Here is a 13845-nt window from a genome sequence, read left to right on the forward strand (position 1 = left end):
GGCCGCCGGCCGCGCAAACTTGTGACCATGATTCTGGCCGTGGGTACGCAGACCCACGGCTACTGATTCTGGTCCTGGCCGCCAACCTCTCGCTTTTGACTCTGGCCTTAGGCCGCCAACCTCTATGGCTGTTGATCCTGGCCATAGGTCCGCAAACCTATAGCTTTGATTCTGGCCACAGGCCGGTAAACCTCCATGGCTTCTGATTCTGGCCGCAGGCCGTGGGAGCAAGCTTGCTCGCGATCTGGCGCGAAGCGGCAGCAAAACCTGAGACTTGGTGTATCAGAAAGAAGGCGATTCAAATTCCGCTGCCGCTTCTTTCAGCACAGAGGCGAAATCGCGAATCACCCGACTTGCGTACGCCCATATCACTGCGCAGGCGTGACCTCAGGCGCAGTTGTCGGGGTGGTTTCTGATTCAGCGGCTGGAGTCGGTGCCGGAGCAGAATCTGCAGGGGCAGCAGACTCGGTTTTTACCGGTTCCGGTTCGGCAGGCGCTGGCATTGGCTCACTGCTTTGCTCGGTCGTCGGTGTAGTCGGTGTAGTCGGTGTCGCCAATGGCGCCGCAGCCGGTGTAACAGCAGGCATCTCGGCGGGCTTTTGCTCTGTCGAAGCAGCTGCCTTGGCGGGCGCCGGCTCGGGCATACCTAGATCCGTCTTCGGCTTTTCTTTGATGTGCGCAGCCTTCTTCACCTCGGGCGGCAGGAAATTCTCCACCAGCGCAAAGAAGCGGTCATAGAACTTGGAAGATGCCACCGTTTCACTGGCCACCTTGACCATGGAGTCGTCCGTCGAGCCGATAGGCATCGACACCGAGCCCAGGACACCAACCCCCAGGCTGGCCGAGTTATTCACTTTTTTCAGCGCATAGCGATCCTGCAATGCGTTGGCGAACATGGTGGTTTTGCCATTGGCACTGCCATCAGCAGCGCACACCACGTTAAAGCTGATTTCCATGTGGGTTTCGCCGGTTTGCTGGAAACTCTTGTGACCGGCGATCGACTTCGGATCGCTGCTGGTGATGATGTAGCCTTGACTCAGCAATGCCCGGCGGCCAGCCTCGCAGGTGGCCGCGTCGGAGACAGGGTAGTTACGTGAGAAGGTCCCAGCGTCGTCAAAGTTTTCGTGCTCGTAGACTGTCTGCTTCTTGGACGAGCAGCCTGCGGCAGCCAGCAAGGCGAGCGCCCAGCATGCGGTACGAAAGCTTAGTAATTTAGGCATCAAACATCCCGGGGATAAAGGTCGACAGAACAGTGGACCGAAGAAAACGCCGGTAAGTCTGCTACAAGCCTTAAATAGGATCAACGCAGAGTTTGCAACCACATGGATACATCAGGTTTTTCACGCACATTCGACCGAGCATAGAGCGCGCCTGACGGGCGTTTGCAGCTCGGTCGCTGACCTTGAAGCACGACGCTGTGGCGTCATCGAGTGGCGGCAAGAATCGACTGACGGTCGTCTCCTGCAAGACGGCGTCAGACTCCGCCATGCTCCAGGCGCACCCCGAGGAACTCCAGCGCGCGCCAATAACCCGGATAGGTCTTGCCAACGCAGTCGGGGTCCTGAATACGCACGCCAGAGACCTTCAGACCAGCCAATGCAAAGCACATGGCGATGCGGTGGTCGGAGTGAGTATCGATCAGCGCGTGACTGCTGGTGCCCGCCAGCCCGGGATCGGATGCCACCAGCAGGTCATCGCCCTCTACCGTCGCAAGACCTGCACGCACCTGATTCAAGCCGTCATGGAGCGCCTGAACCCGATCGCACTCCTTGACCCGCAGATTGGCCAGGTCAACGAAGCGCACCGGCGTTTCATTGAAGGCCGACAGCACCGCCAGCGTCGGGATCGCATCCTGCATTTGCGAGCCGTTAATCAGCGCGGGCATGTTCGGAAACTGCGCGATGATTTCCATCGCCCTGGCATCGGGCTGGGTGAAGGTTTCAGACGCGACGCCAAGATCGATCTTGCCAGCGGTAAGCGCCTCTGCAGCCCACAGGTAGGTGGCCGCGGAAGCATCCGGTTCGATGTGATAATCACAGGCGGTGTAGCCCGTCGGGGAAACGCGCCACAACGCTTCGTCGACAATTTCTACCTGGGCGCCAAAGGCACGCATGCAGGCGAGGGTCAAATCAATATAACCACGTGCACCGATTTCCTTGCCCGTGAGCGCGACTTCGATGGGGGCATCACCACAGGCAGCGACCATGAGCAGAGCAGAAACGTACTGGCTGGATAGGCCGCCGTCGATTTCAAAGCGCGCGGCCTTGATCGAGCCGGTGCCCTGAATGATCACTGGCGGGCATCCGCTGGCGCTCTCGGCGCTCAGGCCGCCTTGGCGCAGGGATTCGAGCAGAGGACCGATCGGACGCTTTTGCATGTAGTGGTCGCCGTCCAGGGTGACCGTGCCATTAACCGTAGCGACCGCCGCTGTCAGAAAACGCACGGCGGTCCCGGCGTTGCCCAGGAACAACGGCCCTTCAGGGGCCTGCAGGCTGCCGCTGCTGGTGACCACGAAACTGGTGTCGTCCGGCTCATCGATGATGACGCCCATTTGCCGAAGGGCATTGGACATATGGCGGGTGTCGTCGCTTTTCAAGGCACCACGCAAATGGCTGGTGCCCTTTGCCAGAGCCGCCAGCAGCAACGCACGGTTGGTAATCGACTTGGAGCCCGGTGGCGCGACATGCCCCGTCAACGGTATACCCGGTGGGATCACAGTGATGGTTTGGTTCATGCCCATGGTCCAGCTCTCCAAATTCGAAATCAGCGCCGCTTCAACAAGCCGCCAATCATGGCATTTATCGTCACGATCTGCAGCAGCGCATTGCTTTGCCTCGTGGCAAAGTCAGCGGCTACGAGCGCTTCTGGCGACCGATCCGGTACTGGTTGCCGACCCTAACCAACGATTGCAGGGTATCGACGTCTGGCTGATAACCCAGCACACGCCGTGCCTTGGCGCAATCCACCGTCAACGAACCACACAACTGCGTGTATAGATCGCCTTTGCCGACCCATCTAAGCAGCGCTGCCAACAGCAACGGCGGCACCGGCACCGACCAGCGTCGCTTCTGCATCCCCTGGGCCAGCGCTGCGAGTATCTGATCGGTCGAGACGTCCATGCCGTCGCTGGCTAAAAACAACTGCCCGGCCGCGGCGGGGTGTTGCGCCGCCAACGAAATCAGTGACGCCAGGTTCTCCACCGAGACGATACTGCGGGCATTGCGCACCAGGGCGAAAGGATTGGGAATACCCTTGTCGACCACCTTGAGCAGGGTCCTGAAGTTGCCCGGCGCATCGGCTCCGTAGACAAGCGGCGGGCGGATGATCACCAGCTGCATGCCCGAAATGTGCAGCAGCGCTTTCAGCCCCTCCTCTGCCTCCAGCTTCGACCGCGCGTAAGCGGCGGCCGGTGCAGGCACGGAGTCCTCGGTGAAGCGCTGTTGCGCCGATTCGTTGCCATTGACCCCTATGGAGCTAACAAAGACAAAACGTCTAACGCCAGCTGCCAGCGCCAGACGCGCCAGTTGTAACGTGGCGTCGCGGTTTACCGCTCGGTACAGGTCGGGCGAGTCACCTTGCTTGTTCAGCACATGGGCCCGGCCCGCCAGGTGCACGATGCAATCGATATCGCGCAGGCTCTCGCTGATTGACGGGGCATCGGTGAAGTCTCTCGCCTGATAATCAACCCCGGCAATTGCCCCACCCCCGCTTCTGGAAATGCCCCGAACCTCATGCGCCTGACTGACGAGCCGCTCGCACAGCCGTGTGCCGATGAAGCCAGTGGCTCCCGTGACAAGAATCCGCATGACTCGCTCCCCGTGATTTGGCCAAATGATAAAGCGCACACTGCGCCTGAGGACGGCGGTTTTTCGCAGGCAAAAAAAAACGACCCTAAGGTCGCTTTTTTTGTCGCTTCAAGGAGTTCAAGGGCCTTGAAGCTATGTATGGCGCAGCGGACGGGACTCGAACCCGCGACCCCCGGCGTGACAGGCCGGTATTCTAACCGACTGAACTACCGCTGCGTGTCGCACAGATTTGCACCTGTTTAACTCTTTTGAAACAAACTTCGAATGCCTGTTTCGTATAACACTGATCGATCGCTGGAATGCTTTCAATCTAACATCGGATTGCAAAACCCGATCTGGAAAATATGGCGCAGCGGACGGGACTCGAACCCGCGACCCCCGGCGTGACAGGCCGGTATTCTAACCGACTGAACTACCGCTGCGCAGTGGTGGACTTGCGTCCTGCTGAATCTCAGTAGCCTTCAGCGTGCATTACAACTTGAAGCGCTCAACGATGGTGGGTGATGACGGGATCGAACCGCCGACATTCTGCTTGTAAGGCAGACGCTCTCCCGGCTGAGCTAATCACCCTTTGCTTCGCTGAGGCCGCGAAATTTACGCAGGTGCCGAACCTAAGTCAATAGCCTGCTTGAAGTTTTTTTAAAAAAGCCGTTTTTAGCGGGAAGCTGCAAGCTACAAGGCAGGAACGAAAAAGCGAGCCATAAGGCTCGCTCTGTGTGTCACTTGCTGCTGGCAACTTGACGCTCGCAGCTGGGTTTACTCGACGTAGATCATCCTCTTGCTCATGCCGCCGTCGACCACAAATTCCTGTCCAGTGACGAAGCCGGCGTTCTTCGATAGCAGCCAGGCCACGATAGCGGCAACGTCTTCGACAACCCCTACCCTGCCCGTCGGGTGCTGCGCATGATCGGCGTCGGACAAGGGTTCGGTTCGACGCTGAGAAGGGTCGCGAGCGTCAATCCAGCCGGGGCTCACGGCGTTCACACGCACCTGCGGCCCAAGGCTAATCGCCAGCGCATGAGTCAGCGCCAGAAGCCCGCCCTTGCTGGCGGCATAGGCTTCAGTGTCGGGCTCGGACTGCCGCGCCCGGGTCGAACTCAAATTGACGATGCTGCCGCCGTGCGCACGCAAATAGGGTGCGCAATGCTTGGCCAGCAGCATGGGCCCGCTGAGGTTGACCGCCAGCACACGGTTCCAATGCGCCAGATCGAGGCTCTCCAGCACCGTATGATGAGGATCGGTCACCGCGGCATTGCAGACCAGCGCGTCCAGACGGCCGAACATGCCGAGTACTTCCGCAACGCCGCTGGAAACCTGCCCTTCATTGGACACGTCCATGGCGATGAAAGAAGCGTTTTCCCCCAGCACTCCGGCAACCACTTCACCGCGCTGGCGGTCCACATCGGTCAAAACCACTTGCCAGCCTTCGGTAATCAGCCAGGCAGCGATGCCCAGCCCGATCCCCCGCGCAGCGCCGGTCACCAGCGCAACGCGGCCGTTGTGCACACCGACAGCGTCCATCACCCACTCATTCACAGGCAATGCTCACAATGCGGCCAGGCCACGCGCCAGATCGGCCTTGAGATCGGCAATGTCCTCCAGCCCCACCGCAACCCGGATCAGGCTATCGCGGATACCGGCCGCCTCACGCTCCTGTGGCGAAAGGCGTCCGTGGGACGTAGTGCCCGGATGCGTAATGGTGGTCTTGGTATCACCCAGGTTGGCAGTGATGGAGATCAGTCGAGTGGCATCGATAAAGCGCCATGCGCCATCCTTGCCGCCCTTGACCTCGAAGCTGACCACCGCGCCAAAGGCCTTTTGCTGCCGCTTGGCCAGATCGTGCTGCGGGTGGCTTTGCAAACCGGCGTAATGCACTTTCTCGATGCCATCCTGGTGCTCGAGCCATTGCGCCAGTTCAAGGGCGTTCTGGCAGTGGGCGCGCATGCGGATGTTCAGGGTTTCGAGGCCCTTGAGGAACAGCCAGGCATTGAACGGGCTGAGGCTTGGACCAGCAGTACGCAGAAAGCCGACGACTTCCTTCATCTGCTCGCTGCGACCCACCACCACACCGCCCATGGCGCGACCCTGGCCGTCGATAAACTTGGTCGCTGAATGCACGACCACATCGGCTCCCATGCGCAGCGGTTGCTGCAGCGCCGGGGTACAGAAGCAATTGTCGACCACCAGCATCGCACCCTTGGCGTGAGCGATCTCGGCCAGCGCGGCGATATCGACCAGCTCGGCCAGTGGATTGGAAGGCGACTCGACGAATAGCAGTTTGGTATTGGGCTTGATCGCCGCATCCCAACCCGACAACTCGGCCAGGGCAACGTAGTCGACCTGCACGCCAAATCGCTTGAAGTATTTCTCGAACAGGCTGATGGTCGAGCCGAACACACTTTTTGACACCAGCACGTGATCGCCGGCGCTGCATAGGCTCATCACGGTCGCCAGGATCGCCGACATACCGGTAGACGTCGCTACGGCCTGCTCGCCTCCCTCCAGCGCCGCGATACGCTCTTCGAATGCGTGCACGGTCGGGTTGGTGTAGCGCGAATAGACGTTACCCGGCTGCTCGCCGGCAAACGTGGCAGCCGCATCAGCCGCCGTGCGGAACACGTAACTGGAGGTGAAAAACAGTGGATCGCTGTGTTCGCTCTCCGGCGTACGGTGCTGGCCGGCGCGCACGGCGAGGGTGTCGAAACCCACGCCATCCAGGTCGCTGTCCAGTCGACCGGCATCCCATTGCTGAGTCATGCCGCCTACTCCTTGTCTGAATTAGTTGTTGTACAGATCGATGATCGCACTGACGGCCTGAGTCTTGACCTTGGAGGCATCATTGCGCGCCTGCTCGATCTTGTTCAGGTAATGCTCGTCGATATCACCGGTCACGTACTTGCCGTCGAAGACCGAGCAATCGAAGTTGTCGATCTTGATCTTTTTGCTGCCGCTGACCGCCTCGATCAGGTCGTTCAGATCCTGATAGACCAGCCAGTCGGCACCGATAAGGTCGGCCACGTCCTGAGTGGAGCGGTTGTGAGCGATCAGCTCGTGAGCACTCGGCATGTCGATGCCGTAGACGTTAGGAAAGCGTACGGCCGGAGCCGCGGAACAGAAATATACATTTTTGGCGCCAGCTTCGCGGGCCATCTGGATGATCTGCTTGCAGGTGGTGCCGCGCACGATGGAGTCGTCGACCAGCATTACGTTCTTGCCACGGAACTCAAGCTCGATGGCATTGAGCTTCTGGCGCACGGATTTTTTCCGCGCAGCCTGCCCCGGCATGATGAAAGTACGACCGATGTAGCGGTTCTTGACGAAACCTTCGCGGAACTTGACGCCCAGATGGTTGGCCAGTTCGAGGGCCGCTGTGCGGCTGGTGTCCGGAATTGGAATGACCACGTCGATGTCATGATCAGGACGCTCGCGCAGGATTTTGTCGGCGAGCTTCTCACCCATGCGCAGACGCGCCTTGTACACCGAAATGCCGTCGATGATCGAATCCGGGCGCGCCAGGTAGACGTGTTCGAAGATGCAAGGGGCATACTTCGGGTTGGCGGCGCACTGGCGGGTATGCAGCTTGCCGTCTTCGGTGATGTACACCGCTTCGCCAGGCGCAAGGTCGCGAATCAAGGTGAAACCCAGCACGTCCAGGGAGACGCTTTCGGAGGCAATCATGTACTCGACGCCTTCGTCGGTATGACGCTGCCCGAAGACGATCGGACGAATCGCATCCGGGTCGCGGAAACCGACGATGCCGTAACCGGTGATCATCGCCACCACCGCGTAGCCACCACGGCAACGGTTATGCACGTCGGTGACGGCCGCGAAAATGTCCTCTTCGGTTGGCTGCAGCTTGCCGCGCACCGCCAGTTCGTGGGCGAAGACATTGAGCAACACTTCCGAGTCGGAATTGGTGTTCACATGGCGCAAATCAGATTCGTAGATCTCCTTGGCCAGTTGCTCGACGTTGGTCAGGTTGCCGTTGTGCGCCAGAGTGATGCCGTATGGCGAGTTGACGTAGAACGGCTGGGCCTCGGCGGATGTGGAACTGCCCGCTGTTGGATAACGCACGTGACCAATGCCCATGTGCCCGACCAGACGCTGCATATGGCGCTGATGGAACACATCACGGACCAGACCGTTGTCCTTGCGCAGGAATAGGCGGCCGTCATGGCTGGTTACGATACCGGCAGCGTCCTGGCCGCGGTGCTGGAGGACGGTAAGCGCGTCATACAGCGCCTGATTGACGTTCGACTTGCCGACGATACCGACGATGCCACACATGCGACACAACCCCTACTTAGTGGAACTGGATTTACCGACCCCATCCTGCGGCGTCACCGACGGCAGGAGATGATCCTTGAACGGGATATCAACGGGTACGCTGATCCCGCTGGCGAGCCACTTGCTGGACATCCCGAGAATCAGGTTTTTCGACCAGTCAGCGACCATTACGAACTGCGGCAGCAATCGGGACTGCTGCCACCATTGATCCTGTTGTACCGGGCCCAGGCTCAACAGCCCTACCGCAACGACAACCAGCAGCCCCCCCCGCGCGGCACCGAAGACCATGCCCAGAAAACGATCGGTCCCGGACAGCCCGGTGACGCGAATCAGTTCCCCGATAAGAAAGTTGACCATGGCGCCAACCAACAGCGTGGCGACGAAAAGAATGGTGCAGCCCGCAATCACGCGCGCCGAAGGTGTTTCGATGTAGTTGACCAGGTACTGGGCCAGCGAACCGCCAAACATCCAGGCGACGGCACCTGCGATGATCCACGTCAGCAAGGACAGCGCTTCTTTGACGAAGCCGCGCTTGAGACTGATCAAAGCGGAGATGGCGACGATCGCGACGATCGCCCAGTCAACCGGAGTAAATGACACGTTGCAGCCTACAGACTGTTAAGGCGGCGCATTTTAGCAGAGCGCTGGCCCGGCGGTAAGCAGGGATTGTGCCTGAGCGGCAATTAAGGCGAACGACTGTGAGTGCGGGGATCCAGCAGGTCTTGGCGGGAAAAATGATGTTCGACCCTCTGGCCGCATAGCCTGCAAGCGGTAGCATCATCACAATCGCCACCGCCGGCAGGCCGTGCTGCAGAAATGGAGTCAGCGGCTGCGCACTATTTACGCTCCGGCTGGAAGCGCACGACGATGCCTTTGAGTTTCTGCTGCTTGTCGAGCTGGTCGCGCAGCCGGTCGGCCTCTGCGCGCTCGATCAGCGGACCAACGAACACCCGGTTTACCCCGTCCGAGCTACGGATATAGGCGTTGTAGCCCTGGGTGCGCAGAGTTTTCTGCAAGGCGTCGGCATTTGCTCGGTTCGATAGGCTAGCCAGTTGCACCGCCCAGGTAATCGACAGGCCGTTGGCGTCCACACGGTTCGTATCGGTTGCCAACGCCGGAGGCGTCGAGGCCGTGGTCGGCTTTGCCGGAGCGGGTGCAGGTGCGACAGGCGCGGGTTTGGCGGGTACCTGGGTAGCCCTGGCTTGGGACGCCGGTGCCGCAGGCTTGACAGGTGCGGGGGCGATTGGCATCGACGGCGGCTGCTGGTTGACCGGCTGAGCGGGCTGCGTCAGCTCTTCGTCGGTCGGAACCGGCTCTTGCGGCAGCGGTTGCTGCTCGGGCACCGCCACCGGATCGACCTTGATCTGCGAAACGGCGGGCGCTTGCGGAGCGGCAGGCGCGTCCACCCGTACATGGCGTGCTTCGTCCTGACGCGAAAAGAGCATCGGCAGGAAGATTACCGCAATGGCGACCAGTACCAGGGCACCAACCATGCGCTGCTTGTACGCCTTATCCAGCAAAGCCATGTGTCACTTCCTCCGTGACGCGCCAGCAAGCCATTCCAGGGCCTCGGCTACGCAATAAAAAGATCCGAACAGAACGATTTCGTCGTCGGATGTCGCCTGAGCGCATTGGGCTTCGAGCGCCAGCGCAACACTGGGGTAGGACGTCACGGCTGCACCAAGGTTCTGCAAGCCTTGGGCAATCTCTTTTTCGGAGCGACTGCGCGGGGTCGGCAACGGCGCGACTGCCCAATGGCTGAAGCAATCGCGCAGCTCATTCAAAACGCCTTCCAGATCTTTGTCATTGAGCAGACCGAACACCGCCAGCCGTTGACCGCTGACTGGGCGCTGATGCAGCCGCTGCGCCAAAAACGCCGCCGCGTGGGGGTTGTGACCCACATCCAGCAGGATATGCAGCGGCTTGCCATGCCATTCGAACGTTCGGCGATCCAGCCGTCCGGTCACGCGAGTGTCCAGCAGCGCCTGACGCACCGATGCTTCCCGCCAGGGCAGATCCAGCTGCAGATAGGCCTGAAGAGCCAGCGCCGCATTCTGCATCGGCAAATCCAGCAACGGCAGGTCGCGCAACTCGACACGCGCGCCAGCACAGTCGGTGCCGAACCAGCTCCAGTCGTTGGAACCAATGATCAAGTCGAAGTCAGCGCCGCGCAGCGAGAGAGGACAATTCAACGCACGGGCCTGATCCAGCAACGGCTGCGGCGGGTCGATGTCGCCACATAAGGCCGGCCGACCCTCGCGGAAAATACCGGCCTTCTCGATGGCGACCGATTCGCGGGTATCGCCCAGCCAGTCCGCGTGATCGACTCCGACGCTGGTTACCAGCGCCAGGTCAGCATCGATCAGGTTCACCGCATCCAGACGTCCTCCAAGCCCGACCTCCAGCACCACTGCATCCAGCGCAGCCTGCTCGAACAGCCAGAACGCTGCCAGCGTGCCCATTTCAAAATAGGTCAGGGAAATCTCGCCACGGGCCTTCTCGATGACTTCGAACGCCTTGCACAACTGCTCGTCGGTGGCTTCGACACCCCGTACCTGCACCCGCTCGTTATAACGAACCAGATGCGGTGAGCTGTAGACACCGACCCTGAGGCCATGCGCCTGCAGCAAAGCAGCGATGAACGCACAGGTCGAGCCCTTGCCGTTGGTGCCGGTAACCGTGATCACCCGTGGCGCAGGGCGTCGCAGCCCGATCTGCGACGCAACCTGTCGCGACCGATCCAGGCCCATGTCGATGGCCGAAGGATGCAGTTGCTCCAGGTAGCTGAGCCAATCGCTCAGGGAGCGTGCGGTCATATGTTGGCCGGAGCAGGTGGGACCACGATCGGCTCGACGTTCGGCGCGACGAACTTAGGGGTTGGCTGGCCCATCATCTGTGCCAGCAGGTTACCCAGGCGCTGACGCAGTTGCTGACGATGGATGATCATGTCGATCGCGCCGTGATCCAGCAGGAACTCACTGCGCTGGAAACCTTCCGGCAGCTTTTCGCGGACGGTCTGCTCAATCACGCGCGGACCGGCAAAGCCGATCAGAGCTTTGGGTTCAGCAACGATCACATCGCCCAACATAGCCAGACTGGCCGAAACACCGCCATAAACCGGGTCGGTCAGTACGGAAATGAACGGTAGGCCTTCTTCACGCAGCCGTGCCAGCACCGCCGAGGTCTTGGCCATCTGCATCAGGGAGATCAGCGCTTCCTGCATCCGCGCACCGCCGGAAGCTGCGAAGCAGATCATCGGGCAGCGCTTTTCCAGCGCGTAATTGGCCGCCTGAACGAAGCGCTCGCCGACAATGGCGCCCATGGAACCGCCCATGAACGAGAACTCGAACGCGCTGCACACCACTGGCATGCCAAGCAACGTACCGCTCATGGAAATCAAGGCGTCTTTCTCACCGGTCTGCTTCTGCGACGCCGTCAGGCGATCCTTGTATTTCTTGCTATCGCGAAATTTCAGGCGGTCGACCGGCTCAAGGTCAGCACCGAGTTCCTGCCGGCCTTCTGCGTCCAGGAAGATATTGAGGCGCGCCCGCGCGCCGATGCGCATGTGATGGTTGCACTTGGGACAGACGTCCAGGGTCTTTTCCAGTTCTGGCCGATAAAGGACCGCCTCGCAAGACGGGCACTTGTGCCAGAGGCCTTCAGGTACCGAGCTTTTCTTGACCTCGGAACGCATGATCGAAGGGATCAGTTTGTCTACCAACCAGTTGCTCATGCTGTCTTTCTCCAGTACCGGTGGCCAGAACGCGATGGCGATCAATGCCACGCGCATGCCTTTAAACTAAATTCATGTGCATTGCCGTCAGTCGCCCGCAACGATCGGCGCCTACGCCTGACCTGCTGCCGCGACAGTTGCTCGACACTGCCCTCGACTTTTTGCAGCGAGACGTCCTTGCGTCGTCGCCTGCTAAATTTTGGTGATTCACACACCCGCAAAATGCAGTCGCAGGGTAGTGGACGGCGACCGCCTGCCTGCCGTCACATCGACGGTGCAAGCGGCTGGAAAAACACGCTCAGGCCCCGTGAACCGCGCTCATGAATGCACGAATCTTGTCGTGATCCTTAAGCCCTTTGGACCTTTCCACGCCACCACTGACATCTACGGCGTATGGCCGTACCTGCGCAATCGCCTGGGACACGTTAGCTGAGGTGAGGCCACCGGCCAGAATGATCGGTTTGCTCAGCTGTTTTGGAATCAGGGCCCAGTCGAAAGTTTCACCCGTGCCGCCGGGAGTGCCTGCCACATAGGTATCGAGAAGAATGCCGCAGGCTTTGTCGTAGCGGGCGAAGCTGGCGGCAATGTCGTCACCGGCCCGCACCCGCAGCGCTTTGACCCAGGGACGCTGAAAGCCCTCGCACTGCTGCGGGGTTTCATCGCCGTGAAACTGGATCAGGTCCAGCGGCACGATGTCGAGCAACGCCTTGAGAACTTCCCGCTCGGCGTTAACGAACAGCCCGACAGTGCTCACGAACGGCGGTAACTGGGCAACGATGGCCTGGGCCTGCTCGATGGTGACGGCGCGGGGGCTTTTGGGGTAGAACACGAAGCCTATGGCGTCGGCTCCCGCATCGACAGCGGCCAGCGCATCTTCTATGCAGGTAATCCCGCAGATCTTGCTGCGAACGGCTGACATGTAGTGCATACCTCAAGCCTGGCGAAAGTCACGGATGGTAGCAAATGCTGTTCCGGGCGTCAGCCGCCAAGTTCCGTGAAACCCGTAAGAAAATGCGGTCCGACATAGCGCGCCGGCAACGGGAATTCATCGCGGTACTCAACCTGCACCAGATAAAGGCCGAACGGGTGCGCGGTCACCCCGCCCGTGCGCCGAACCCGGCTCTCCAGCACCTCGCTAGCCCACTCTACAGGCCGCTCCTCTGCCCCAATGGTCATCAGGACCCCGGCGATGTTGCGCACCATGTGGTGCAGGAAGGCATTGGCGCGGATGTCGATGACGATCATTTTGCCGTGGCGGGTAACGCGCAGGTGGTGGATGTGTTTGATCGGTGACTTGGCCTGGCACTGGCCGGCACGAAATGCGCTGAAGTCGTGGGTCCCGACCAGATAGTCCGCCGCCAGTGCCATACGTTCAACATCGAGCGGCCGGTGATTCCAGGTAACTTCCTGCCCAAGATGCGCCGGGCGGATCGGGTCGTTGTAGATCACGTAACGGTAACGCCGGGCGATGGCCTTGAAACGCGCGTGGAAATGCGCGGGCATGACCTTGGCCCAGGTCACGCTGATGTCGTGGGGCAGATTGATATTGGCACCCATGGTCCAGGCTTTCATGGTACGGACAGCCTGGGTATCAAAATGCACGACCTGGCCGCAGGCATGCACGCCCGCGTCGGTACGCCCGGCGCACATCAGCGACACCGGTGAATCGGCAACCCTGGACAAGGCATTTTCCAGGGTTTCCTGAACCGTCAGGACGCCGGTGGACTGGCGCTGCCAGCCGCTGTAACGTGAGCCTTTGTATTCCACGCCCAGTGCGATCCTGGAAAAACCTTCGGCGGCCATTTCGGTCGCCGCTGTCTCTGCCCCGGTGTCTGTAATTGCCAAGTGCTTAAAGCCTGTCGATATGCGCGAGGGCGGCCATTATACGGATGGCGACAAAAGACGCCATTGGCAAAGTCCGACGCCGCTCCGGCAGACCGATTCCGGTAGCAGCCAGGCCGGCTGGAAGCCGCAACCATAAGGGCGCTGCAACATGCCTCACGGTTAAATCGCCAGAAA

General features: G+C 60.3%; 11 protein-coding genes, 3 tRNA genes and 1 pseudogene. All 15 read right to left on the bottom strand.

Features of this window, described 5'->3' with window-relative positions:
* Window positions 1-368: 368 nt before the first annotated feature.
* Window positions 369-1220: a DUF2242 domain-containing protein gene (locus tag B3I26_RS03415; RefSeq protein WP_296255087.1), complete on the bottom strand. Its 852-nt coding sequence runs from the start codon at window positions 1218-1220 to the stop codon at window positions 369-371.
* A gap of 254 nt (window positions 1221-1474) precedes the next feature.
* Window positions 1475-2740, bottom strand: a complete 1266-nt coding sequence (gene aroA, locus B3I26_RS03420; protein WP_296255089.1) for a 3-phosphoshikimate 1-carboxyvinyltransferase — start codon at window positions 2738-2740, stop codon at window positions 1475-1477.
* A 112-nt stretch (window positions 2741-2852) separates the two neighbouring features.
* Window positions 2853-3806, bottom strand: a complete 954-nt coding sequence (locus B3I26_RS03425; RefSeq protein WP_296255090.1) for an NAD-dependent epimerase/dehydratase family protein — start codon at window positions 3804-3806, stop codon at window positions 2853-2855.
* A gap of 139 nt (window positions 3807-3945) precedes the next feature.
* Window positions 3946-4022 (bottom strand) — tRNA-Asp (locus B3I26_RS03430).
* A 129-nt stretch (window positions 4023-4151) separates the two neighbouring features.
* Window positions 4152-4228: transfer RNA gene (locus tag B3I26_RS03435), tRNA-Asp, on the bottom strand.
* A gap of 72 nt (window positions 4229-4300) precedes the next feature.
* Window positions 4301-4376: transfer RNA gene (locus tag B3I26_RS03440), tRNA-Val, on the bottom strand.
* Between the two features lie 186 nt (window positions 4377-4562).
* Complete coding sequence (locus B3I26_RS03445) at window positions 4563-5327, bottom strand: SDR family oxidoreductase (protein ID WP_296255092.1); 765 nt, start codon at window positions 5325-5327, stop codon at window positions 4563-4565.
* Window positions 5328-5351: 24 nt separating this feature from the next.
* On the bottom strand, window positions 5352-6563 hold the full coding sequence (locus B3I26_RS03450; RefSeq protein WP_296255093.1) for an O-succinylhomoserine sulfhydrylase: 1212 nt from the start codon (window positions 6561-6563) through the stop codon (window positions 5352-5354).
* Window positions 6564-6584: 21 nt separating this feature from the next.
* A complete protein-coding gene (gene purF / locus B3I26_RS03455) occupies window positions 6585-8093 on the bottom strand; it encodes an amidophosphoribosyltransferase (protein WP_110950616.1) in 1509 nt (502 codons plus the stop codon).
* 12 nt (window positions 8094-8105) lie between these two features.
* The gene (locus tag B3I26_RS03460) at window positions 8106-8693 is read right to left on the bottom strand and encodes a CvpA family protein (RefSeq protein ID WP_296255096.1); all 588 of its coding nucleotides are present in this window, start codon (window positions 8691-8693) and stop codon (window positions 8106-8108) included.
* Window positions 8694-8929: 236 nt separating this feature from the next.
* Window positions 8930-9619, bottom strand: a complete 690-nt coding sequence (locus B3I26_RS03465; RefSeq protein ID WP_296255098.1) for an SPOR domain-containing protein — start codon at window positions 9617-9619, stop codon at window positions 8930-8932.
* Window positions 9603-10909 (bottom strand): annotated as a pseudogene (gene folC, locus B3I26_RS03470) (bifunctional tetrahydrofolate synthase/dihydrofolate synthase). Before folC ends, B3I26_RS03465 begins: the two are co-directional and overlap by 17 nt.
* Window positions 10906-11826, bottom strand: coding sequence for an acetyl-CoA carboxylase, carboxyltransferase subunit beta (accD, locus tag B3I26_RS03475; RefSeq protein ID WP_296255520.1), 921 nt, complete (start codon window positions 11824-11826; stop codon window positions 10906-10908). Before accD ends, folC begins: the two are co-directional and overlap by 4 nt.
* Window positions 11827-12124: 298 nt before the next feature.
* Window positions 12125-12745: a phosphoribosylanthranilate isomerase gene (locus B3I26_RS03480; protein WP_296255099.1), complete on the bottom strand. Its 621-nt coding sequence runs from the start codon at window positions 12743-12745 to the stop codon at window positions 12125-12127.
* 59 nt (window positions 12746-12804) lie between these two features.
* Entirely contained in the window at window positions 12805-13629 is an 825-nt protein-coding gene (truA, locus tag B3I26_RS03485) for a tRNA pseudouridine(38-40) synthase TruA (RefSeq protein WP_296255522.1), read from the bottom strand.
* Window positions 13630-13845 lie beyond the last annotated feature (216 nt).

This window comes from Pseudomonas sp. UBA5706 (assembly GCF_002419965.1).
Lineage (GTDB): Bacteria > Pseudomonadota > Gammaproteobacteria > Pseudomonadales > Pseudomonadaceae > Aquipseudomonas.

Excerpts from the sequence above, each read along its gene's own strand:
- B3I26_RS03415 (WP_296255087.1), bottom strand. The coding sequence starts at position 1,220 with ATGCCTAAATTACTAAGCTTTCGTACCGCATGCTGGGCGCTCGCCTTG.
- aroA (WP_296255089.1), bottom strand. The coding sequence starts at position 2,740 with ATGGGCATGAACCAAACCATCACTGTGATCCCACCGGGTATACCGTTG.
- B3I26_RS03425 (WP_296255090.1), bottom strand. The coding sequence starts at position 3,806 with ATGCGGATTCTTGTCACGGGAGCCACTGGCTTCATCGGCACACGGCTG.
- B3I26_RS03445 (WP_296255092.1), bottom strand. The coding sequence starts at position 5,327 with ATGGACGCTGTCGGTGTGCACAACGGCCGCGTTGCGCTGGTGACCGGC.
- B3I26_RS03450 (WP_296255093.1), bottom strand. The coding sequence starts at position 6,563 with ATGACTCAGCAATGGGATGCCGGTCGACTGGACAGCGACCTGGATGGC.
- purF (WP_110950616.1), bottom strand. The coding sequence starts at position 8,093 with ATGTGTGGCATCGTCGGTATCGTCGGCAAGTCGAACGTCAATCAGGCG.
- B3I26_RS03465 (WP_296255098.1), bottom strand. The coding sequence starts at position 9,619 with ATGGCTTTGCTGGATAAGGCGTACAAGCAGCGCATGGTTGGTGCCCTG.
- accD (WP_296255520.1), bottom strand. The coding sequence starts at position 11,826 with ATGAGCAACTGGTTGGTAGACAAACTGATCCCTTCGATCATGCGTTCC.
- B3I26_RS03480 (WP_296255099.1), bottom strand. The coding sequence starts at position 12,745 with ATGTCAGCCGTTCGCAGCAAGATCTGCGGGATTACCTGCATAGAAGAT.
- truA (WP_296255522.1), bottom strand. The coding sequence starts at position 13,629 with ATGGCCGCCGAAGGTTTTTCCAGGATCGCACTGGGCGTGGAATACAAA.